We start from the raw sequence: 20,723 nt of genomic DNA, 5'->3' as shown, positions 1-20,723 counted from the left end.
TGGGGGGTATTCCCCGGGCCGCCCGGGGCGGGGGAGGGGGTGGGTGTTGGGGAGGGCCACCCCCCCCGGGGGGGGGTCGGGGGGCGGGTGGGGGGGGGGGGGGTTCCCCCCCCCCCCCCCCCCCCCGGAGGGAGGACGCTTCCCAGTACGAATGTGGGGGTGCTGTGCCCCGCCATTCGACCCAAGATTTGCGGTCGGGGTTTTCAGGCACGGCGAGACAGAACCAACGGTCTCGCTGGTGGGGGGCACCAATCGCGGATGCTCGATAGCATGTCCAGCGACAGTTGTACCCGAGCGAGGCCAGCTCCCCGAGAATGTCCGGCATTCCCCGGGTGCGAATGACTCCAACGTTTTCCAGGAACACGAGACCCGGTCGTATTGCGCGAATGGCCTCGGTGACGTGCGTCCAGATACCCGAGCGTGACCCATTGATTCCCCCGCCCCTTCCTGCGATCGATATGTCCTGGCACGGAAAACCGGCCGTAATGGTGGTGACCTCACCCGCAAGGGCGGACCAGTCAATTTGAGTGATGTCGCCGAGATTCGGCGCCTGCGGATAACGGTCGGCGAGGATGCGTGAGGCTGCCGGATCGGTCTCGGCAACGTACCTGACCTGGTCATTTGTCAGCTTCTCGACGGCCAGGCCGAGCCCGCCGTATCCCGCGCAGAGTTCGAGAATGGGCATTGTTTCCCCCGTGGGAGGGGGCCCGGAATTACTGTCCCGAGCCCCCATGTGGCGCTGCTTAGAACTTGTCGTCTGCGATAGCGTCGTTGTAGGACTTGAGTACGCGGATTACAGGCTTGCGGTACGAGACGTCCCGGCCCTTCTTGGTCGTGAATTCGACGAGTTCAAGCTCAAGCGAACACAGCGCATCCCCATTGATCTTGTCGAGCGCGTCCTTGACCTGGTAAAGAGTTTCGGCGAGCTTCCAAGATCCGGTCTGGAGCTTGAAAAGGCCAAGGTCGCAATCCTCGGCGAGGCGGAACGTTACTGCGATGCTCGGCGACGGGCCACGCTTAGCCTTAGCGGCTGCCTTTCGGTCCTCCATGAGTTCGGGGCAGCGGCACGCCTTACCCTTGTCCTCCTCGGGAGAAAGGAAGTCGACCCCGTCACAGTGATGGATAAGAGCCGATCCGTTCCACAGCTTGAGGTCATCGGAAATGGCGTCCGCCCCGGAAAGGACTACCTGCACCTTGTCCTTTTCGGTCAGAACCTCAATGAAATTCTCGGACGTCGAATCGGTCTCGACCGGGGCACCGCCCATGAGCTGCGCGACAGCGTCGGCAACCTCCGGATCACCGGTCGTCACGCGCCATGCGGAAAGGGCGACGGGAATACCGTTCTCCTGCTTACCGCCGGAGAGGCGGCCCACCGTGTCATCAGAGAAAACCTGCTTCGGGCGGGCGTCCGGGTCGGTCTCGAAAATGCGAAGTGCCATGATGTTGGGTCCCCCTGATTTTGGGCATGAAAAAAGGGCGGACCGCTCGATGCGGTGTCGCCCTCGGATCTGGTGTGCTTATGGAGTTATGCGCGTCGCTGCGTACCCGTGATGAGCCGGCGGGCGCTCTCGGCGATTGCCCGGCCGATCACGGACTTAGAGGTTTCGCGGTCCCACGTGAAAACCTTCCGCAGCGTCAAGAACACGTCGAAAACCTCGCGGTCGATACGAACGGGCTTGAACGCCCAACCTTCCGGAGTGATGTGGAGAACGGCAGCGCCATCGAATTCCGGCATGGGCTCGGAAGTCCCGTCCGGGGCAACGATCTTGTCGGCGTGCGCATAGGCAGCCATCTGCAACGCCACATCGGGATACGTGGACTTGGAAGTCTTCCAGTCCACAATCAGTGTGTGCCACTCGCCGGCCTGGTGGTCAGGCTTTCCGTCCTCGCCGAGCCGAACCCGCAGGATCGCGTCAAAGCTGCCCGCGTACTCGTGCGAGTCGGACCACGCAATGTCTTCCGCGCGGACCAGCTCGGGGCGCACCACGTCCAGGAATTCGGCGAACCCTGCACGGTACGGCTCTAGGTCCGGGTGCACTCGGCCGATGGCTTCGCCCCTCGCCATGCGCTCGAAAAGGTCGTGCGCTTCCGAGCCGATACGGGCGCGGAGCTTGGTGTAACGGCTGTGGGAGTTCCGCAGGTAGTCCACGGCCCCCGCTTCGTCCCGCTCGGCGATCGACGCCACAGCGGGCAGATTGGCCACCGCCGTTTCAGCGGTCATCCGGGCCGCCCACCACACGAGAAACGGCTTGGGCAGCATCGAGACAATCGACGTGACGCCCGGGTACTTGATTGCGGTCTCCGGGTCCACGTACCACCGTGAGCCCCCGCGCTGGATCGTCCGGATAGCTCCGGGCATAGATAGATTCCCCTCGTTTTCAGGGCGAGGGGTGGCGGAGTGTCGATTCAGTCCTATTTTTTGGAACACAAGAAAAAACCAAGAAAAAGGGAATCGGCCATCACTTCCGCCACCCCGTCACCCGCTGGTCAGCGGCGGACCGCGAGCGCGTCCACCTGGGCGTGCAGGTCGGCGAGCGTCCCCACGTTCTGGATCGTCACGTCCGCCGGGTACGCGTCTAGCTCGGTCTCGGAAACGTGCCGCGCGGCCTCGCCCCCCGCGCTTGCCCCGGGCCGCTCGATGCGGATGAGCAGCGCACCCCGGTCCCGCAGCGCGGACGCTTCATTGGCGTACCGGACGTCCGAGACGACCACGGGCAGGGACCATCGGTCGGCTACGTCGAGCGTGGCGAGGGCGGCGCGGAGCCAGTACGTCTCATCCTGGTCCCGGATTCCCTGTCCGAGCCGCTGAAGGGTGCGACGTACTTCCGGACGGCGCTTGGCTCGGTCCCACCCTTCCCGCCGCAGCACGTCCGACAGACGCACCGGGACGGAGCCGACCCCTGCCGGCTCATGCGTGACGATCGGGTCCAGGGACACGGCGAGGTCCCGCAGCGGGTCCGCGAACGCGACCCGAACGAACTGGTGCTGGCGGACGAGCCGAGCGGCTGCCGAGTCCTTCCCCGACCCTGCTCGGCCCATCAGGGCGACGTGTCGATAGCTCACACGGACAGCTCGTCGGGGTCGGCCTGGTCGTCGTCCTGGCGCTCGTCCTCGGTTCCGGCTCCGGCTCCGGCTCCGGCAGTCTTCCGGTCCTCGGTGCGCTGTACAGCCTCACCGACACCGAGGACGGCAGCGACGAGACCGAGGACGAGCGCGCTCGGCAGCTCGGGGACGTAGTGCGCCGCCAGGGCGAGAGCGGCGACCGCCACGGCGTAGATACGGGCGGGATGAGTACGAATGATATGCATTTGGGTTCCCTCGATAGGAGTAACTGGGTGGGAAGTTGTCCCGGCGGGCAGCTCGGGCCCGTAGCCTCGGCGGAGCCGAGGGGCAAGGAGCGAGGCCGCGCGGCACGGTGGGTGCGGGTGGGGCGCGTCGTCCCCGAGCTGGTCCCGGCAAACCGGCACCAGTCACGCCGGGTAGATCACGGCTTCGGAACCCGCAGCGAGTCCCACGTCGTCTTGCCAGGCCACCCGTCCGCGTCGGCCCCGGAGAACCCGCGCTTCCGCTGCCACTTCGCGTACGACTTCCGGTCCGCCTCGGTCCACTGCGGCCCCGGACCCCTCACGTACTGGCCGCACCCCTCGGCGATGAGCCGGCGGCCCATGGCGGTGATCAGGGGCGAACTCGGGGCGGAGAGAAAGAACTTGATCCCAGGGAACGGCGCGTACTTCGGCGGGGTCGGGCCCGTGAGTGCCTTCGCCCTGCGGACGATCTCTGGAAGCTGCGCGACGATCCGGTGCCCGGGGCAGTCCGGGTGTCCGCCCCAGCTCTTCCCGCCCATGCCGTGCCAGCCGAGACCACGGCCGTTCGGGTCGGACGTCACCGCGAGGGGGACGCCGTAGACCTTGTGGGCCCATGCGAGGATCTGCGCGCAGCGGGTGAGCTGGGCGTCCGTCAGGACGTCTCCGCCCTTCCCTTCGTTCTCGATGGACAGCCACAGCGAGTTTCCGGCGCCCTGTGCCCATGCCCTGTCGGCGGTGTCTACCCACTGCCACAGGCGCCCGTCCTTCCCCGTGCCGAAGTGGGAAGACGCCTTGGCGGCGGGGTTACGGAACCAAGAATCTGTCCCGCTGAGGGTGCCCGCCATGATGTGGATGACGACGCCCCTTACGGTCGCCTGTCCGCCCTTCTTGTGGTTGATCTTGATCGGGCGCCATTCCGCGCCTGGAAACTTCGCCATGCGTCCCCCTTGTGGGCATGAAAAAGCCCCGGTCGGTATGCCGGGGCAGGTGTGTCGTGTGCGGTTACGGCGCGAGTTTCGCCACGGTGAGACCGGCTGCGACTACCGTCGCCACAGCGGTAATCAGAGCGACGGGGACGACGAACTTTCCGCGCTCGGACTCCAGTCCGCGAATCCGGGTCTCGTGATCCTCTAGCGTCTCGTCCACCGATTCCCCCTGCTGCCCTAGCCGCTGAACGTCGCCGCGTAGACCGACCACTTCGTCATAGATTTCGCGGGCACCGATCCGCACGCCTAGCGGCTCGTCGTGTTCTTCTTCCATTCCCCCGCTTCCTAGTTCGGCGGTGGCGCCCCGGGACGGGTCGGCGGGTCGGGTTTAAGTCCCGCGTCCACCGGGGGCCCCGGGGATTGCGCTCCGCGCAATGTGAGTACCTGCCGGACGAATTCGCCGCTGCCCTCGGTACGGTTGCCAACCACCCACGCGAGGGTGTCGAGTTGGGCGCCGGTCGTGTCGATGACCCGGACGACGTCCCCTAGATCAATCCGTGGGTCGGGCAGGATTTCGAGACGTTGCAGCAGGGGCGCCGGAAAGGCGGCGGCGGCGAGCAGCGCATTTGCGAGGGCCGTAGCGTCCGCCGGGGTCTGTATCCACGGTCCTGCGTCATGCTGGTACGTCTGCACCCCGTACGCGGACTGACTCGTAAGGCTCCGGGCCGCCGCAATCGACGGGGCAGGCGTGCGGGCGGCCGTACTGTCCCTGTCGGCGTCAAGGACGGCCCCGTGGTAGTGAATGGTGGCGTTGCCCCGGTTGCGGATGACGAGCCGTGTCGCGCCGTCGATGCGCTGCACACTCCACTCCGCAACTCCCCGTGCATAGGGCGCGGTTGCGCTTGCGGTCGTCCGTAGAACCATGATTCCGATGCCCGCTAGGTCCCCATGCAAATCCGGGATGTCGGTGTCGTACCGGTCCTCATCGGTCGGCACGGTCCGGGTGAGTGTCGCCCCCGCCGGAATGGCGACCGGCACCACCGGATCGTCTTTCGCACCGAGAAATTCGTAATCGTGACCGCCGTAGTTCGACCACTTGACGGCGATCTCATTGCGGCACGCGTCGATTTCCTCCGAAACGGTGAGGCTGCCTAGCTCACGGGCAGACGAAACCGTGACCGCAGCGGCACTAGGAGCATTCGCCCACCGGGTGTACCCCTGCATCCGGAAGAACCCGTCACGGTCAAATTCGACTGTGGCTAGCGTCCGTTTAGCAATCTCGGTGATCACCGACCATGCGTCGCCGGAAACCTGCGGAATCGACAAGAGCTGAAAGGCCGGTGCGCCGAGGGTTGCACCCTTGGTCCATGTTCCTTCGAGAGTGCGCGCCGGATACCCTTCCGGGCGTGCGGTGAGTTGTGACACCTGCATCGCCTCGGCCCGGAGATTCGACAGCGCCAAATTGACTGCGAAAAGTTCACCAGGCGGGGACGGGGTCGCCGAGAGCGTGGCAGTGCCCCCCGCCCAAGAGGACGTAGCAGACTGCGTTATCTGCGGGGTCACCATGGGGGCGCCCGCAGAATTCCACTGCACCCACCACCCGAAATGGAAAGTGCCCGGTGTGGTGGCGAGGGTACTCGGCCACGTCATCCGTTGATTTAGTGCAGGGTCAAAACTCGTCCCGTGGCTGACGGTCAGCGTGCCCGTGGTGAAGTTGATTTCGAGTGAGAGAAAGCGGTGGTCCACCGCCGCCCCGGAATTCGGGGTGACGTCGTATTCGAGCCGGTACCGGATCGTCTTTGCCGTACTGGTCGACCCGCCAACGGTATTCACCCACCCCTCAAGCCACAGACCATCCCCCGCCGGACGATTGACCGTCGCAACTGCGGCGCGGTAGTTGGCCGTTGGCGTGGAGAGATAGGTAGCGTCCGCGCAACTCTCGAACGGTGCACTGGACTTGCTCCAGTCCCGCCACGACCCTGTGAGGTCTCGGAGCTGCCCGATTGAAGGGGCTGCCCCTCCGTGCAGCGAGGCGTAAAGGATGCAGCCCGTACGCGGCGGTGGGGACGTGTGGATGCCCGCGCGCCGTAGCAGTTCATCCACCACCCACGTGCAGGACGCCACCCAGCCGGACGTGGACCGGTGCGGGTCCAGCGTCCGCAGGGGGACGGCGGGACGGGGAAGCATCGCCGGCTGACGCAGACGCTCGGCGCCGTCAAGCGCGGTGACGGTCACCGTGTTCGTGCCGCTCTCCGCCTCGCGGGACCGCACAGTTCCACGGAAGCTGTCGAGTGTTTCCCCTGCGACTCCCCAGCCGGACACGACACTCTGTCCGGGCCGTACGGCGTCCCCGGTGAACCGGTCCGCCCACGGGCCGTACAGGGCAGGGGCGGACCGGGTACCACGCCCCGCGAGGGTGGCGGACATCTGCGCACTCGTCGAGCCGCTGAACGCCCTTATGGCGTCCGGTAGATCGGTGCTGTACGCCCGATCGACGGTCCACCCCTGGACATGCGCCGAGTGGTCTTCCCCGCCGAGCCGCAGCAGGTGTGCGGCGGTCCGCTGCCCACGGGCGAGAGCAGCAGTCAGAGCAGCGCTAGCGGGTCGCACTGGTCACCTCCACCAGGTCAAGGCCGATATCCCGCCATGCCCCGTCACCCGGCGCCATGGCGTGCCGGTACCCGGTGATCGTCACCGCCGGAGACCCCTCGCCGACCGGTAGCGCGCCCCCGAGCGAAGTCAAGTTCGACGCGTCGCCGAGGGCGAGCACGGACCGACCGAGGGTGACGAAACCGGGCGTCTTGACCAGGACCCCGGGGACGACGAAAGCCGCTTTCGGCGGTGCCACGGCAACCATCGGCCGCGTGCTGTCGGTCTGCGTGACCGTGGAAACGAGCGCACTCGTCACGTCGTACCAGGACAGCGAGAAAGCCCCGAGGACGGCCGCGTGCGCGGTGGCAAGCGTCCACGGCCACCACGTCACCGTGGCCCCTGCGGGTACGGGATGCCCCGACCATGAGGAGTAGGGGTGCGTCCAGACGATCTCAGCGCCCCCGGTCGGGGGTGTGGAAACGTTCGCCACGACCAGGCCGGGGGCGGTTCCCGTCTCGTACAGGGTCACGGTGGACGCGCTGTACCCCCACTGTCGGATGTCCCCGCGCCCCCATGACTGACGCCCCTGCAGCAGGTTGACCGCTAGGGGGTCAAGGACGGCGATCGGTCCCGCATGGGAGATCTGACGGGCGAGGGCATCGATGTGCGCGACGTCGCCCGGTGCCATGGCGTCCCAGTCGATTGAGTACCGCCGGGGCTGCACGGCCGGGGTCCATGTGGTGATCGCTCCTGACAGTGCGCGGAATTCGCCCGCTTTCACCTCTGGCGCGCGCAGGAACTTCGTTGCCCCGTCAGTGATCTGACGGAGTTCTCCGGGCGCCCCAATCCACATACTTACCTCCTGGATATCTGACGGTTGCCCTCGGCCACGGCACGCGCGATTTCCTGCGGACCGACCCGCAGCACGATTTCCCGCCGGTCCTCACGGTCCGCGAGAATCCTGTGCAGTTCGTCCCACCACCAGGCACCGGGCCCCGTGGTGTCACGGGACGGACGCACCCGACCCGCCACACGGGCCGTGTCGATGCGGGGCACCGTGACCATCTGACGGATGCGTGCGTCTAGCGCCGGCTGCGCGTCGTCAATGCCTTCGACGACGCCCGGAGGAATCCACCGACCGATTTCCGTCCGCATGAGGATGGAAGGGGAATTGATACCGAGAGCATCGGCGATCGGGCCCGGAATATATGTCCGTGCCCAACTGAACAGCTTCTTCTTCAGCCATTCGCCCATGCCTTGGATACCGTCCCACAGGCCCCGGGCCAAATCCTTTCCCTGACTGACCAAGAGACGCCCGAAATCGCCGAGCGCTGCCTTGACCTTCCCGGGCAGGTCTTCCATCCACTTGACGAACTCGCCGAACTTCCTTATCGCGGTGCCTGTGAATTCGCCGACCCAGCGCGCCCCGTCCCGGATTCCCGTTGCCAGGGACCCGAGCCAGCCAATCAGATCTCCGATCCACCCGATTACAGTCCCGAGGGCCGAAAAGAGCCCTGAGAAAATGGGACCCGCGAGACGGATGATCACAGGGATCACAGCACCGAGGATGTTTGCGGCGAGGCGTGCGAGCCACGACACTACCGACGTCACCACTTCGATAAGCGGGCGCGCTTTCTCGACCACTTCCCTGAGTTTGTCGCCGATCATCCGGACGGCCGGTACAGCACGCTGTGAAATGAACTCAGAGAGTGCAGCGAGAATGGGTTGAAGATTCTCGGCTACCGACGCGTAGACCCGCATCACTGCGGGCCAAATGACCTCCAGGAGGATACGGCCGAGTGCAGAGAGGACGGGCACCACGGCGGAAACTATGCTCGCATAGAGCGACATCGCCGAAGGAATGAGCTGTTTAAGGAAGACATCGCCCAAGCCCTTAAGCGCGGGTATGACAGATGTCTGTGCGGTGGAAACAAGCCCCTGCAATCCGGGCATGAACTCAGCACGCAGGGTGGACCCTACGGACAAGAGCGACTGACCGAAAGCGGCGACCTGAGTACCGGCAGGGCCGGAGAAAACTCCGAAAAACCCTGAGACCAGTTCCCTGCCTGCACTGATAGCCGGGCCAAACGTTTCTCCTAGGAAACTCCCGACCGACATCAGGGCCGGAATGACCTCGTCACCGATGAAATTCGACAGACCAACTTCGAGCTTTCTCTTGAACTGCTCGATGCTCGCCGACGCGTTACCGTGCAGCGCGTCACCCATTTTGTCGGCTGCGCCCGCCGTTTCCCCGAGTGCCTTAGTGGCAGTCCTCGGGTCCATTGCAAAAAGGGCTTGGCCCAAGTCCTCGGCTTTTGTGCCGAAAAGGCCGACTGCTACAGCGTTCTTTTCTGCGGGGTCCTTAATGGCTTTGATTCCGTCAAGGACTTGCTGCAATCCCGCTTTTGCCCCTGCGCCACCACCCGCAACCTTGCGGGTCATCTCCTCGGCATTGAGCCCAAGAGCCTTATAGGCGTCCGCACTCGACTCGCTGCCGTCCGTCGCCAGGATCTGAAATTCCTTGAGCGCATCGGCCATTGTGTCCGTGTCACGGGCACCCACAGCGAGACCCTGAGACATGAGCCCCATAGCGTCATTGGCGGACAGGCCGAGGTCACGGAACTTGGTGGAGTACTCGTTGAATGTGTCCGCCATGTCATCGGCACGCGGACCCATTCTCTGCATTCCGGCAGTCAGAATGTCGAGTGCTTCCGACCCGTCCTTAGCGAGGCCATTCTTGAGAATCTGGCCGACCGCATTACTGGTCTGCCCGAGATCCAGTTCAAAAACGTCGGAGAGGTTGGCGACCTTTCCGGTAATGGCCTCGATCTGCGCGTTGGTCGCGTCGGGCGGGAGGATGCCTGACCGCATCACTCCCGAAATCGCCGATGCGGCTTCCTCTACGGACCCCGTGACACCGTGCGCGTAAAGCTGCCCCGCTGCCTTTCCGTAGCGGGCAGCCTGCTGTGGAGTACTGCCTAGGGATGCCTGTATTCGGCCGTCAATACGGGTCTGATCCAGGGCATCCGAGAAACCTTTGACGAGTAGTCCCGCAGCGGCGAGGCCAATAGCAGCGAGACCCGTTTTAAGGGCCCCGCCCATTTTGCTCTTGAATCCCTCGCCGGCTGCCTGCCCGCCCTCTTGTCCGGCATTATCGGCGGGCCCGGTCACCTGCCGTTGCAGCTCGGCCGCGAACCCTTCGACTTCGGGGACAACTGAGACGTACCCCATGCCGACTTCTACGGCCATTAGCACTCACCGCCCGGGGTGGGCTGCAATTCGGCGAGATACGCCGTGACCTCCGCCGGGTCCCGGTCCGTACCGCCAATGCGGCCGGTATCCACCCCGGGGCGGGGAAGGGGCTTAGGACGGGGCCCGGGACTCTTCACCCCCGCATTACCGCGCTGCCAATTCGCCTCGCTCAAGCGGTCGTGAAGAGCCGCGAGTAGCTGCGTTTCGAGCGTCCATGCGGCATCGGGCCCGGATATTGACCTGGACAGGGCGGAGTCGGCGGGGAGATTGACCACCAGGGCCCGCAGACGGCGCCAGGTGAGCCCCGATCCGGAACGAAAGAGGTCCCGCAGATCGGTGTGATAGAACCGCTGTAGGTCAGCCTCTATGGCCTCGCCGTACTCGGTCAGGAGTCGGCGGAGGCCGGAGATTCCCCCAGCGGGATTCCCTCGTGATTCTGCCACTGCCGGAAAAGCTCACCGAGGGCAGCCAGCGGAACGGGAATCTTATCGAAAACGCCCCACTGATCCTTAAGACCATGCTTGAGCAGAGTCTCAATGTCCGTGGCGCTCGGGCTGTCGATATTGACGACCCGGAGAATCTTCTTATCCAGCTCACCCGCAGCAGGCAGGGTGAAAAGCTGGTCAGACAGCGTGAATCGGAAGGGCTCCCGCCGCGCTTCCGCAACCCACGTGTCGAGATTAAATGCCGTGCTCATGCTGTACCTCGTACTATTGGTGAAACGTTTCTGCGGGAAGTGATTACGGCGCGGGGGTCGTGCCCCACGCGGGATCATCCGAGTACTTGATTGCGACCGTGTTGTCAGGACCGGGATAGGCGGTGATCGTAATTTCGTACGCTAGAGCCTCATCGCCCTTGTACGTGATATCGCCGGTCTCGGTCACCTCACCATCGGGGACCACGATCCGGATATGAGAGCTTCCGTCGATGACGTCGAAACCGAAAGTACGGCGGTCCGGACCCGGAGCCTTTACGGCAAGCACGCTCTTACCGGTCGTGGTCACGACCTTCGAGCCCTTGTGGTAAAGCTCAAGCACCGTCTTGCTGGTCTCGATGGCAGTGAACTTGAACGTCATCTCACTGGACGAAACGACCTTCCGGACGGTCTGCCCGCCCTGCCATCCCTTAATTACGGTCGACTCGGCGGAGTTGGATTCGGTGATCCCGTCATCCGTGATCCAGCCGATATCTGTAAAAGCCGCATTCCATGCGGTGGTCGCGTCGGTCGGAAGGGTCGCCTTAGGCGGAGCCACATAGGCCGCGCCGGTTACCGCTACCCGGACCGCATTTGCATTGAGAGCCAAAGGAGCCCCTATTTCAGAGCTGCGGAGAAATCCTCGAACGCAGCGGAATCAAAGAAGTTGTCCGCGCAGGTGGACTTCCACCGCGAACGCGTATCGGGGCGACCCTGAGACGTCGTCAGGCAGCCACATCGGGCCCCCGACTTCCCGAACGTTGTAGATCATGACCCCGTCCCGGAATCCGGGCAGCGCACCGAGCAGCGCGCGTGCCAGCTCTGCAAGATCGGCCGCGCCTTCCTCGGTCTCCGCCCACGCGTGGACATCGAGCCGGGGACGGTCGGACACGGGTGTCTGCCTGGTCCCCCCGACCCGCTGCACCCGCACGAATCTCGGGGGGCGGGGCGAGGGGACTCGGGAGCCCACGGGCACCGGGTCGCCGGCTGCCGTGAGAGCGTCCCGCAGGTACGCGGTCACCACGGCCACAGCGTCCGGCATGACGATCACGGGGCGCTTCACTCGGCACCGTCCATCCCGCGCAGCAGCGCGCGGCGGGTCCGCTCGGCTGCTTTCTGACGCGAGTAGTCGCCGATCACCGCAGCGCGCCACCGTCGGGCGCCTAGAGCCGAGTCGGTACGGAAGTCGCCCCCGTCCGACCCCGCAGCGGACGCGATGCGCTCGGCCACCTGACGCACGGCGGCCCCGGTCTCAGGGGTCTTCATCAGCGAGCGGATACCGCCCATGTTCGGCCGGAACCTCATCCGGTCACCTCCTGTAGCCGTATCTCGGTGTGGTGGTGGCGCCCGCCGAGGATGTACCGGGCGGGTTCTCCGTCCACATCGAGGAGTCGACCGAGGGCCGTCACCCGGTCCCCGGGCTGCACGTCGACATCGACACCGCGTCGGGTCGTCAGGCGCCACCCGGTGACCACGGCCGTGCGGTCCCCGGTGTCCTCGGTAGACACGTCGGGCTGGACCGACACCCGGCGGACGGTCGTCCTGGTCGCGCGGGTCCAATCGCGTTCCGACGTGGCGTTGCCGTACCGGTCCACCACATGCGGGGCCCGGATGATCACGGCCGTCTGTGTGTAGTGCATGGGCTGACTACTCCCTTTCGGACTTGCCCATTTCCCAGGAACTACCTTCGCGGGCGTCCTGCCCTCGGCTAATCTGCGTATCTGCCACCAGAGGGAGGGAATTCGATATGGATCTACGTACAGCGCGGATTCAGGAACTAGTAGAGAATCACGCCGACAGGCGCAGATCCTTTGAACGAATCTTTGCGGACATCCGCGAAACGTTGCTGCGGCAGGCCCGGACAGCTAGCGCGACTGGAGAGTGTGACTCCGCAATTAAGGATTGGGAAAAGGTGCTGACTGTGCATAGAGAGAATGAAGAGAAATTGAAGGAGGGTGAAGTCGAACTGCTTGAACTGATGAAAGATGCTTTGGTTTGGATTAGGTCCACCAACCGGGACTATGCCCAGATTTACCACTTCTCGAAGAAGTGCGGGCACGTGCAACGGGGAACCCCGAAGAAGTTCATCCCCCGCCTTGAAGGTGAAGTGAGGCATCTGAATCCGTGCACCACGTCGCAGTGCCTTGCAGCTCAGTTTGCGTGGAACAGTCGCCCGCGCGCCGAAGCTGCCTGACGCTCACAGCAGGGGCACCACGCTTACGCGCCTGCGGTACCGGCCGAGTAGGTCTCGGTCCGCAGGCGCGAGGGATGCCCCGATGGTTTCGGCGGAGTAGGTCACCGAGACCGAGCCGACGCTTTCCTGTCGCAGGTCTCCGGGGTTCGTAAGAACTCGGCTGGCGAGGGTGAGCACAACCGCGAGCACGTCACCAGGCACGGCCGCATAGCCGTGTGTGTAGGTGGCGGTCACCGGTCGGTCGTTGACCAGCCGCAGCCGGTCCCGGACCAACTGCCACTGGTCGGCGGGAATGGTCTGACCGCCCACCCGGACCGACTGCACGGCAATCACGGGTCGTTGTGGCAGCGCTACCCACCCGTCTCGCGGGTACAGGAGCGCTGTCGTCGTCCCCCGCGTGAAGCGCTGCCGTGCCTCGGCGCGGACGATCGCGGACGCGGTGTCGAGCACCAGGGCGGCCCCGGAGGGCAGCTCCGCCGGCTCCCGCTGCATCCACGCGGCCAGCTCGGTCACGGTCGCAAGAGGGGGAAGCATTCAACACCCCCTAAATGAGTGCTTGGGCGCCGCACTCCAGGCAGCGCACCACGGTTCGCGCGGCCCCGGAGCGGGAATCGATCACAGGAAAGGACTCGATCCGCTCCGGGGCACCGCAGGAAGCCGTGTGCGGTACCCGAGGGACGGACGCTGCCCGCTTACGCGGTGGCATTCCGTACCCCCTTGGATTACTTGGCGAGGACGCCGTTAAGGCGCGCAGCGCCACGGCCACCGAAAACGGCGAGACCTGTGTAGAACTCAATCCGGGTGCGGTAACTCGGCTTGGTCTCCATCTCGCCAAGGTCCGTCACCTGAATGCCGCCATTGGTGAGACCCGTCACCGCGCGGTCGTCCTCGGCCTCACCGAATCGCACGGCGTAAATGCTGGACGCATCCGTTGCGGTACCCTGCGTCTCCGTCTGCGGAAGGATGTCCGCGCCCGTGGAATTCTGGCCCGGGTCGAGCAGCGGAATGCCGTTGTACGTGGCGACGAGCTTTCCGGTAAGAGCCTCGCGGACCATCTCAAAACCGCCGATCCGGCGGGCAGCGCTGCGAACCTTAGAGATAACCGAGCGGTTGGCGTACAGCGCGCCGTTCGCACTGGTCAGACCAGGCACCTGCGCAACAAGCTGGTCGAGCAGATCAAAGAACGTGTGCGGGATATTGGCGTCCTTGCCATCCCCGATGATCGGAGCGCCGTTCGTGCCTGCCGAAACGACCTGCGCACCCGTCAGACGCTTGCGCAGACCGTCAAAGCCCTTCGGCTCCGTGGCGACGTCGCCGTTAAAAAACGCGTCCTGGAACCGGTACGCGGCAGCCTTGATCTTCATGCGGGTCTGAATGGCACGCTGATCATTCAGGTTGCCACGGGTGCGAACGATGAACTTGTCGACGTCCGCGTCACCACCGAGAATGACCAGAGATTCAGACTTCTGATTCACCGTGCCCGTGCTCTCGGCGTACGCCTCATTCACCGCACGGAACTGGACGCCCGGCAGGGTGCCTTCCTCGTTGTACGCGTAGGAATTGCCCTCGATGGTCAGCATGGGCAGCCGGTCCAGAATGCTGGACTCCTGGACGAATGTTTCGATCACGCCCCGCTGAAGATCTGTTGTGGCGAGCTTGGCAGCCTCGGGAAGTGTAATTGCCATGTGCTGTATTCCCCTTGATTTTGGGCATGAAAAAGGGGACGGCGCCTATTTCGGTGCGTCCCCGGAGTTGTGCAGTCACGTTTCTGCGGAGGCGGGCCCCTAGGCGGAGTACGCGCGGCGGAGACGGTCAAGCGGGGTCGCCGGCTCGGGCTCGGCGGTGCTCCGCTGCCCCGCACCGACGTCACCCCACACCGGGGCCGGAGTCGACTCCGCAGCGAGATATGGCTTGTCCTTGACGAGCTGGTCCACGGCAGCAGCCACGGCCGCAGTGTCGATGTCACCCCCGGAGCCGACCAGTGCCGCTACGTCGACCAGGGCGAGGGCGTCCGCAGGATCGCGGAGCCGACCGGCAGCAGCCGCGCGCAGCTCGGCGCGAACGAGCTGCGCGGTGAACTCCGCACGAATCTCGTCGCGCATCCCCTCGATGTCGGTACCCCTCTGCGCAGCGTTCGACCGGCGGAGCCGTGCCGCTTCCGTCTCGGCCTCGCCCGCGCGCTTCTCAGCAGCCGCAAGAGCGGCCTCGGCCACCTTCACCGCATCGGCCTGGTCGGCGGTCGCCGTGCCCGTACCCGGTGCGTCCTGGCGCTCACCGCCGGTACCGGCGCCCGGTACGTCCTGGCGCTCATCGGCGGAGCCCGGTCCCTCAGTGGTCATCTGCTCAACTGGCATGGAAATCCCCTCAGTTACGTGATGTACCCGTGCTTCCGGAGCATCGCAATTTGGTGCTCTCGGCTGTCCCCGGCGAGCTTGAAAATGGTCTCGGGCATGAGCCGGGCCTCACGGGCACGCTCGTACCGCGTACCGCCCGGAGCTTTCGCGTACGCCCCAAGCTGCTGCCCGCCGATGCCGCGCCGTGCGGTGCCCTCGGCCGTCACCGCCACCGGACCCCGGCCGGTTACCGCCGTAGCCATGCCCCGCCGTGCGTTCACGAGCTGCCCAAGGTCCGCACCTTCCGCCAGTGCTTTGACCCCGGCGGCCCCGAGCCGGCGACGCTGCTCGTCGGGGCTCATCGAGCGGAAAAGCTCTTCGGGGGTCTGGGTCGCCTTCCACTCCCGATCTGTCATCGGCTCCATGCCGCAGTCACAGCGGGGATGCCGCTGGAACCCGGTGCTGTAGCTGTACTGGCGACCCAACAGGATGAGGCACCGAGCGCACGCAGGCAGCTTCACCACCCGGACGTAGGCCACGCACCGGGGCTCCGCCGCCATGGCTACCGACGTCGCCGCGCGGGCAGTGTCCGTCACCGTGGTGGACACGAGCAGCGACATTTGGTGCAGCCCTGCGAGTGCAGCGGTCTCGGCGGACACCCCGGCTGCAAGAGCCTGCGCGGTGGTGATCGCCGGAAGCTGTAGCAGGGTCGCAAGCGGCCGAGCGTCAGCAGCCACACCCGCAAGGGAGCCCGGGTTCAGCAGACCGAGCGGCGCCGTGACGGCCCCTTGGGCGACCATCGACGCCCCGACGAACGCCTGCGCCCCCGCCGCTGCGGTCATCTGCCCCGCCGTCACCGCAGCGAGGATCGCGCGCCCCGCCTCACCCTGCATCGCCGACAGGATGCGGTCCGGGGTCACGTCCCGCCAAAGAGCCTGCACCGCTTCCACCACGCCCCGCGTGATCGTCTGCACTTCCCCGTACCGGGCCTGTGCGAGCGCCCCGGGATCGGCCACTACGCGGCGCCCGTCAGCTCGTCGTCGGCCTGGTCGTCGTCCTGGTCCGCAGGGTCAGGCTTCGGCCCGTAGAGAGCAGCGATGCCCCCGCCGAGGATCGCCCCTGCCGCATCCGTGCGCATGGTCTTCCACCGCTCGATTTCGTCCGGGGTGACCCCGGGGATTCGCTCCCAAAGGGCTTCATCCGGCACGCCGATGCTTTTCAGCTTCACGAGCGCATCGGAGTATTGGGCATCGCTCCGGAACTGCGGATCGCGCCAGATCACGGAGCCGAGAGAGAGGGATTCCGCCCGCCCGGTCTCACCCTGCGCAAGAGCCTCTAGCCGCACGATTTCCCGCAGAGCACTCCCGAAGTGCCGTTGTTTTTCGGACACCTTGGCGACTAGACCCGCCTCACTCGCCGCGAAACCGTCAGGCGAGACGTTGACGAGCTTCCCCGCTAGGTAGCTAGGGGGTGTCCGGGTCTGCGCTGCGATGTGCTCGACCGCCACGCCGATAACTCGCAAGTAGTTGTCGAGATTCGCGGCGGAAAACTCGGCGATCTGCGCCCCCTGCTGCTCAAGCCACAGCAGCCGGTCCGACCGGAACCGGTCAAGGGGCAAGTCTTCCTCGCCGACCACTTCACCCGTATCGGGGTCCGTGATTTCGCGGACCGGCCGATCCATACCGAGGATGGCACGCGCGGGCAGCGCCAAACCGTCCGATGCGGTCATGAGGTGAGCCCAAAGGGTGTTCACCGCATCCTGTAGCGGAAGGACCGTCGCAATCTCCGACCGGGGTTTTCCCCAGAGTCTTGACCGGTTCGGAAGTTCCACCAGCGGGACCACGCCGAGAGGATTCGGATTGTGGGCCCTTTCGCCCCGGGCAAGTCCCGAAGTGCGCTCCGTCCAGCGCCCGCCATTACGAGCCGAACGCTGCCACCTATAGACCATGCTCGGCGTGAAAAGCGTTGCAAACTCGGTGTCATAGTCCCGCCACGTCATAAGTCCCGCGCTACGGAGCCGGCGACGACCGGGGACATACTCGACTATGGCACTGGACGCGTGCTGAAAGGTGATCTCAACTGCCATAGGCATTCCAGACCAGAGCGTAAGAGCGCCCCGTTATAAGTGCCTCTAGCAACGCTAGGCCAATCTCAACATCGGCTTCCGACCGCTTCCACGCCTTACCGGCATCCTTGTCAATCGACCCGTCTTCCAGACGGAAGCCAATCGGCATGAGCCGTTCAACGGTCGCGTCAGGCACCACCGAGCACCAGTTATCAGAGAACTCGTCAAAAAGCCCTCCGGTCTGCGTGCTGAACTCAGGCGAGGCGAAAAGCAAGGGGCGATTACCCTCGTACGCATCGGACCACTTTTTGGCCGCGTGCTTCCGGCGCTGCACCTTGCTGTAAAGACGCTCGGTCATTTCGAGAGGTGCCTCAGGCACCCAATCACCCCCGTTAATTAGGTGTGGAATTGGAATGGATAAGAAAGAGTTTGACAGATTCCGCGGGGGTGATTATGGTCCCTTTATGAGTCAGGAATTCACGCCCCATAGGGCGGACGAAGTGACCGAAGAAATAATCGAACTCACCCTAGAAATCGCGGACAGTTTCTATGCGGAAAGCCGGATCGACTGGGACGACGTCTTTTATCGTCTCGACGGGACCGAACTTGCGGACGGCCGCGAACTGTGGATGCCGACTGATTGGCTGGCGCCGTCTATCGCAGCGATCAAAAAGGCAGTCAACAAGGCGCGCCGGTCCTAGGCGCTCGCGGCGCGAGGCTTTTTCAGCGGGCGCCGGACATACCCGTCAAGGGCCATGACCGCAGCGACCACACCGTCAATCCGGGCCGACGACTTATCGCGGTCCGGCTTGACGGGTCGCAAATTGTCGTTACCGTCCCGGTAGACCTCTACAACGCTCGCATTCCAGCGCAGCACCGGATGCCCGCCGTGCGATATCTGCCCCTCACGCAGCAGTCTTTCCAGCTCTTTGCAGCCCGGAGACATGCCTAGATAGGTCTGCGCGACCGGGACAACGTCCACGCCCCGGGTTTTCTGGGAAATGCGCTGGACAAGCTGACCTGCAAACATCCGGTCGTACGAAATGCGCTGCACGTCCAGCCGGCGACAGTCCGCAATGATCTGTTTCTCAATAGCGCCGTAGTCGATTGCGTCGCCCTCGGTGAGGGTCAGCAGACCAGCGGCGACCCATTCCTTAAGTGGCACCTGTAGCTGTTGTTCCAGCTCGTCAACGCGCTCTTCGGGCAGCCAGAAATGGGCGATGAGTTCCAGCTCGACCCCGGGTTTGCGGGACTCGACAGCGAGCACCCACGCGGAAAGGTCCGAGACCGCCGAAAGGTCGACCCCGCCCCATGCCCGCCGGAAGCGGAACGATTCTGCATCGACGGCCCCGCCGTTGGCGTCCCACAAAGTGAGGGACAACCATCGTGAGGCAGCGCGCATCCTGCGATTCAGCGAGAGGCGACAGAAAGTCGGGAAGTAGCTCGGAGTGCTCCGCGCCTTGTTCGCCTCGCGCCGCATGTAAGCGAGCGAGGGAGAGACGCCGAGTCCGGGATTGGCTTTATGCCACGTCGCCTCGCTGAAAGGGTCGTCGCCTTCCTCGGCAGCCCAAATAACCCCGTAGTGCCCGGGGTCGGTGACGACTCCCGTAGCGCACCGCTCCGTATAAACGTGTTTCTCGTCGTAAATACTGCCTTCGACACCTTCATCAGCGGTAGTGATGTAGATGATCAAAGGCTGTTCGCGGGCGCCCGTACCGGTCTCGATAGCGTCGATAAGGTCGCGCCGCTTGTGCACGTGGACCTCATCGACAATCGCCCCGCTCACGTTCAACCCGTGGGCGGTCTCGGCAATTTTAGAGAGGGCCCGGAAAATACCCCCGGTGCGAGGGACCCGGATAAGACCCCGTAGAACCTTTACGCGGCCCCGTACGGCACGGGAAGTGAGCGCCATGCGCTTAGCGTCGTCAAAGACGCGTTCGGCCTGAGGGAGCGAGCCGGCAGCCGCGTAAACCTCGGCGCCTATCTCCCGGTCAGCGAGCAGCAACACCAACCCGATACCACTGCTAAGGGTTGATTTCCCGTTCTTCCGGGGGACTTCAATCCACGCCGTACGAATCACCCGCACCGCGCGGCCTAGCTCGGGGTCATAGGCGAGCCATCCGAAAATCGGGGCGATCACCCAGACGATTTGCCACGGCGCAAGGCGGAGACGGGAGGCGCCCCACCGCCCCTTTGTGTGCTTGAAACTCTGGATCGCGTTTACGGCACGCCTAGCGGCTGCCACATCGAAATACGCGCCCGGGGCATTCTGCGCCTGCGCTGCCACCACCAAAGGGCGGGACCGGCACGCGTCAGCTATCTCGTCCTCGGAGAGACCAAGTTCCCGCAGTGCGTCCAGCGGGACGGGCAGACCGTCAGTCGAAAATGTCTCCGTCATCATCGCCCCCGATTTCCGGCGGGGCAATCCGCGTGGCCGACGCAGGGGAGAGACCCAGCTCGCCGACCAGCGAGCGGAAATGACTCCGGTACTGGTGGGCAATCGTCACCCACGGGGACTTCACATTCCCGCGCTCCGTCTCGACCACCAGGCCGGTACGGGATAGTTCACGCTCCGCCTGCCACAGTCGGGCCACGGTCACGCAGTACTCAATGGCTGTCTCTCGCTGCGGGTCGGTGAGACCAGCGGAGTGCACCAGGGCGGGAATCGTCCGCGCCCACACATCCGCTGCCTTCCCCCGCACGTCGTCCGACGCGTCCCCCGGAAGCCGCTCGGTCCAATCAGGCTCGACAGGTGACAGCGGGGCGAATCGAGCACCCTCGGAATGCCGGTCCTGGCGGAAAGTCCCCTCGCGGACCGCTTGGATATGGGGTTTCGGCTTCTGTCCGGGCACTGCCACGGCCGCTCTCCTTCCATAGAAACGCTCAAATGAGCCATCCATTTTTTTTGCCTCCCTGCCGTGCAGCGCTGGGAGGGGAGGGGAGTACCCCCCTGGTCAGAACGGCGGACGCTCCGCCTCACGCTGGGAGCGACGCTCCGCCGCGAACCCGCCCGGTTGGTATCGAGCGGTCTCCCGGTTGTGGCACGACGTGCACAGCGGACGCAGACGAGACCACGCGTCCGGATCGGCGACGCCCCGAGCCACCAGCGAACGGCGCGAGTCGGGGAAGTGGTCGGCGACCGTCGCCGTCCTGGCGCACAGCACGCACCACGGATGCCGGTAGAGGTACCGGCGCCGGACACTCGGCCACCACCGCCCGTACGCCGACGTCCCCGACGTCTCCCGAAGCGCCGTCGCCTCACGCTCGTGAGCAGCGCAACGGCCACCACGGGCGGTCAGCTCGGGGCACCCCGGGATAGAGCACGGGGGGCGGGGTCTGCGGGGCAAAGGGAGTCACCTCCA

Annotated in this window: 25 protein-coding genes; 2 read left to right on the top strand and 23 right to left on the bottom strand. The window is 65.0% G+C overall.

What is annotated here, in order from left to right; translation table 11 throughout:
• The 15 genes from ACIO92_RS10100 to ACIO92_RS10030 all read right to left on the bottom strand — a co-directional run.
• Positions 1 to 685, bottom strand: a 685-nt coding sequence (locus tag ACIO92_RS10100; RefSeq protein WP_402596724.1) for a DNA cytosine methyltransferase, incomplete at its 3' end; no start/stop codon positions are given.
• A gap of 58 nt (positions 686 to 743) precedes the next feature.
• Positions 744 to 1,439 (bottom strand): hypothetical protein, encoded by a 696-nt coding sequence (locus tag ACIO92_RS10095; RefSeq protein ID WP_402280239.1) that lies wholly within the window; start codon positions 1,437 to 1,439, stop codon positions 744 to 746.
• 86 nt (positions 1,440 to 1,525) lie between these two features.
• Entirely contained in the window at positions 1,526 to 2,311 is a 786-nt protein-coding gene (locus ACIO92_RS10090; RefSeq protein ID WP_402280241.1) for a hypothetical protein, read from the bottom strand.
• Positions 2,312 to 2,487: 176 nt separating this feature from the next.
• Complete coding sequence (locus ACIO92_RS10085) at positions 2,488 to 3,063, bottom strand: hypothetical protein (RefSeq protein WP_402280243.1); 576 nt, start codon at positions 3,061 to 3,063, stop codon at positions 2,488 to 2,490.
• A complete protein-coding gene (locus ACIO92_RS10080) occupies positions 3,060 to 3,308 on the bottom strand; it encodes a hypothetical protein (protein WP_402280245.1) in 249 nt (82 codons plus the stop codon). Before ACIO92_RS10080 ends, ACIO92_RS10085 begins: the two co-directional genes overlap by 4 nt.
• Positions 3,309 to 3,484: 176 nt before the next feature.
• Positions 3,485 to 4,243 (bottom strand): peptidoglycan-binding protein, encoded by a 759-nt coding sequence (locus ACIO92_RS10075; protein ID WP_402280247.1) that lies wholly within the window; start codon positions 4,241 to 4,243, stop codon positions 3,485 to 3,487.
• 64 nt (positions 4,244 to 4,307) lie between these two features.
• Complete coding sequence (locus ACIO92_RS10070; RefSeq protein WP_402280248.1) at positions 4,308 to 4,565, bottom strand: hypothetical protein; 258 nt, start codon at positions 4,563 to 4,565, stop codon at positions 4,308 to 4,310.
• Between the two features lie 11 nt (positions 4,566 to 4,576).
• Positions 4,577 to 6,502, bottom strand: coding sequence for a hypothetical protein (locus ACIO92_RS10065; RefSeq protein ID WP_402280250.1), 1,926 nt, complete (start codon positions 6,500 to 6,502; stop codon positions 4,577 to 4,579).
• A gap of 325 nt (positions 6,503 to 6,827) precedes the next feature.
• Entirely contained in the window at positions 6,828 to 7,676 is an 849-nt protein-coding gene (locus ACIO92_RS10060) for a hypothetical protein (RefSeq protein ID WP_402280252.1), read from the bottom strand.
• Positions 7,677 to 7,678: 2 nt separating this feature from the next.
• Entirely contained in the window at positions 7,679 to 10,072 is a 2,394-nt protein-coding gene (locus tag ACIO92_RS10055; protein WP_402280254.1) for a phage tail tape measure protein, read from the bottom strand.
• Positions 10,073 to 10,460: 388 nt separating this feature from the next.
• The gene (locus ACIO92_RS10050; protein WP_402280256.1) at positions 10,461 to 10,772 is read right to left on the bottom strand and encodes a hypothetical protein; all 312 of its coding nucleotides are present in this window, start codon (positions 10,770 to 10,772) and stop codon (positions 10,461 to 10,463) included.
• Between the two features lie 43 nt (positions 10,773 to 10,815).
• The gene (locus tag ACIO92_RS10045) at positions 10,816 to 11,379 is read right to left on the bottom strand and encodes a hypothetical protein (RefSeq protein WP_402280258.1); all 564 of its coding nucleotides are present in this window, start codon (positions 11,377 to 11,379) and stop codon (positions 10,816 to 10,818) included.
• Positions 11,380 to 11,427: 48 nt separating this feature from the next.
• Positions 11,428 to 11,661: a hypothetical protein gene (locus tag ACIO92_RS10040; protein ID WP_402280260.1), complete on the bottom strand. Its 234-nt coding sequence runs from the start codon at positions 11,659 to 11,661 to the stop codon at positions 11,428 to 11,430.
• A 167-nt stretch (positions 11,662 to 11,828) separates the two neighbouring features.
• On the bottom strand, positions 11,829 to 12,074 hold the full coding sequence (locus ACIO92_RS10035) for a hypothetical protein (RefSeq protein ID WP_402280262.1): 246 nt from the start codon (positions 12,072 to 12,074) through the stop codon (positions 11,829 to 11,831).
• Entirely contained in the window at positions 12,071 to 12,409 is a 339-nt protein-coding gene (locus ACIO92_RS10030; protein ID WP_402280264.1) for a hypothetical protein, read from the bottom strand. Before ACIO92_RS10030 ends, ACIO92_RS10035 begins: the two co-directional genes overlap by 4 nt.
• 107 nt (positions 12,410 to 12,516) lie before the next feature.
• Between ACIO92_RS10030 and ACIO92_RS10025 the strand changes: the two genes are divergently transcribed.
• Positions 12,517 to 12,963, top strand: coding sequence for a hypothetical protein (locus ACIO92_RS10025; protein ID WP_402280265.1), 447 nt, complete (start codon positions 12,517 to 12,519; stop codon positions 12,961 to 12,963).
• Positions 12,964 to 12,966: 3 nt separating this feature from the next.
• Here ACIO92_RS10025 and ACIO92_RS10020 read toward each other — a convergent pair whose 3' ends face one another.
• The 6 genes from ACIO92_RS10020 to ACIO92_RS09995 form a co-directional block, all read right to left on the bottom strand.
• A complete protein-coding gene (locus tag ACIO92_RS10020; RefSeq protein ID WP_402280266.1) occupies positions 12,967 to 13,476 on the bottom strand; it encodes a hypothetical protein in 510 nt (169 codons plus the stop codon).
• Positions 13,477 to 13,685: 209 nt separating this feature from the next.
• The gene (locus ACIO92_RS10015) at positions 13,686 to 14,648 is read right to left on the bottom strand and encodes a major capsid protein (protein ID WP_402280267.1); all 963 of its coding nucleotides are present in this window, start codon (positions 14,646 to 14,648) and stop codon (positions 13,686 to 13,688) included.
• Positions 14,649 to 14,747: 99 nt separating this feature from the next.
• On the bottom strand, positions 14,748 to 15,317 hold the full coding sequence (locus ACIO92_RS10010) for a hypothetical protein (RefSeq protein WP_402280268.1): 570 nt from the start codon (positions 15,315 to 15,317) through the stop codon (positions 14,748 to 14,750).
• A 14-nt stretch (positions 15,318 to 15,331) separates the two neighbouring features.
• Entirely contained in the window at positions 15,332 to 16,270 is a 939-nt protein-coding gene (locus ACIO92_RS10005) for a hypothetical protein (protein ID WP_402280269.1), read from the bottom strand.
• Positions 16,271 to 16,311: 41 nt separating this feature from the next.
• Complete coding sequence (locus ACIO92_RS10000; RefSeq protein WP_402596722.1) at positions 16,312 to 17,244, bottom strand: phage portal protein; 933 nt, start codon at positions 17,242 to 17,244, stop codon at positions 16,312 to 16,314.
• A 127-nt stretch (positions 17,245 to 17,371) separates the two neighbouring features.
• Positions 17,372 to 17,719 carry a hypothetical protein gene (locus ACIO92_RS09995; protein WP_402280271.1) on the bottom strand — a complete coding sequence of 116 codons (348 nt, stop codon included), beginning with the start codon at positions 17,717 to 17,719 and terminating at the stop codon, positions 17,372 to 17,374.
• 106 nt (positions 17,720 to 17,825) lie between these two features.
• On the opposite strand from ACIO92_RS09995, the gene ACIO92_RS09990 reads away from it, so the two are divergent.
• Entirely contained in the window at positions 17,826 to 18,062 is a 237-nt protein-coding gene (locus ACIO92_RS09990) for a hypothetical protein (RefSeq protein ID WP_402280272.1), read from the top strand.
• Here ACIO92_RS09990 and ACIO92_RS09985 read toward each other — a convergent pair.
• Positions 18,059 to 19,762 (bottom strand): terminase large subunit, encoded by a 1,704-nt coding sequence (locus ACIO92_RS09985; RefSeq protein WP_402280273.1) that lies wholly within the window; start codon positions 19,760 to 19,762, stop codon positions 18,059 to 18,061. The genes ACIO92_RS09990 and ACIO92_RS09985 overlap by 4 nt on opposite strands.
• Positions 19,737 to 20,219 (bottom strand): P27 family phage terminase small subunit, encoded by a 483-nt coding sequence (locus tag ACIO92_RS09980; RefSeq protein ID WP_402280275.1) that lies wholly within the window; start codon positions 20,217 to 20,219, stop codon positions 19,737 to 19,739. Before ACIO92_RS09980 ends, ACIO92_RS09985 begins: the two co-directional genes overlap by 26 nt.
• Positions 20,220 to 20,723 lie beyond the last annotated feature (504 nt).

It is taken from the genome of Streptomyces sp. NPDC087215 (genome assembly GCF_044744885.1).
GTDB lineage: Bacteria > Actinomycetota > Actinomycetes > Streptomycetales > Streptomycetaceae > Streptomyces.
The sequence above is the reverse complement of the archived record's forward strand: the minus strand, read 5'-3'. Positions and strand labels throughout refer to the sequence as shown.

Bases quoted from the DNA above. Each gene is read 5' to 3' on its own strand.
- ACIO92_RS10095 (WP_402280239.1), bottom strand. From the start codon at position 1,439: ATGGCACTTCGCATTTTCGAGACCGACCCGGACGCCCGCCCGAAGCAG.
- ACIO92_RS10080 (WP_402280245.1), bottom strand. From the start codon at position 3,308: ATGCATATCATTCGTACTCATCCCGCCCGTATCTACGCCGTGGCGGTC.
- ACIO92_RS10075 (WP_402280247.1), bottom strand. From the start codon at position 4,243: ATGGCGAAGTTTCCAGGCGCGGAATGGCGCCCGATCAAGATCAACCAC.
- ACIO92_RS10070 (WP_402280248.1), bottom strand. From the start codon at position 4,565: ATGGAAGAAGAACACGACGAGCCGCTAGGCGTGCGGATCGGTGCCCGC.
- ACIO92_RS10060 (WP_402280252.1), bottom strand. From the start codon at position 7,676: ATGTGGATTGGGGCGCCCGGAGAACTCCGTCAGATCACTGACGGGGCA.
- ACIO92_RS10055 (WP_402280254.1), bottom strand. From the start codon at position 10,072: ATGGCCGTAGAAGTCGGCATGGGGTACGTCTCAGTTGTCCCCGAAGTC.
- ACIO92_RS10050 (WP_402280256.1), bottom strand. From the start codon at position 10,772: ATGAGCACGGCATTTAATCTCGACACGTGGGTTGCGGAAGCGCGGCGG.
- ACIO92_RS10035 (WP_402280262.1), bottom strand. From the start codon at position 12,074: ATGAGGTTCCGGCCGAACATGGGCGGTATCCGCTCGCTGATGAAGACC.
- ACIO92_RS10030 (WP_402280264.1), bottom strand. From the start codon at position 12,409: ATGCACTACACACAGACGGCCGTGATCATCCGGGCCCCGCATGTGGTG.
- ACIO92_RS10025 (WP_402280265.1), top strand. From the start codon at position 12,517: ATGGATCTACGTACAGCGCGGATTCAGGAACTAGTAGAGAATCACGCC.
- ACIO92_RS10015 (WP_402280267.1), bottom strand. From the start codon at position 14,648: ATGGCAATTACACTTCCCGAGGCTGCCAAGCTCGCCACAACAGATCTT.
- ACIO92_RS10010 (WP_402280268.1), bottom strand. From the start codon at position 15,317: ATGCCAGTTGAGCAGATGACCACTGAGGGACCGGGCTCCGCCGATGAG.
- ACIO92_RS10000 (WP_402596722.1), bottom strand. From the start codon at position 17,244: ATGGTCTATAGGTGGCAGCGTTCGGCTCGTAATGGCGGGCGCTGGACG.
- ACIO92_RS09995 (WP_402280271.1), bottom strand. From the start codon at position 17,719: ATGACCGAGCGTCTTTACAGCAAGGTGCAGCGCCGGAAGCACGCGGCC.
- ACIO92_RS09990 (WP_402280272.1), top strand. From the start codon at position 17,826: ATGAGTCAGGAATTCACGCCCCATAGGGCGGACGAAGTGACCGAAGAA.
- ACIO92_RS09985 (WP_402280273.1), bottom strand. From the start codon at position 19,762: ATGATGACGGAGACATTTTCGACTGACGGTCTGCCCGTCCCGCTGGAC.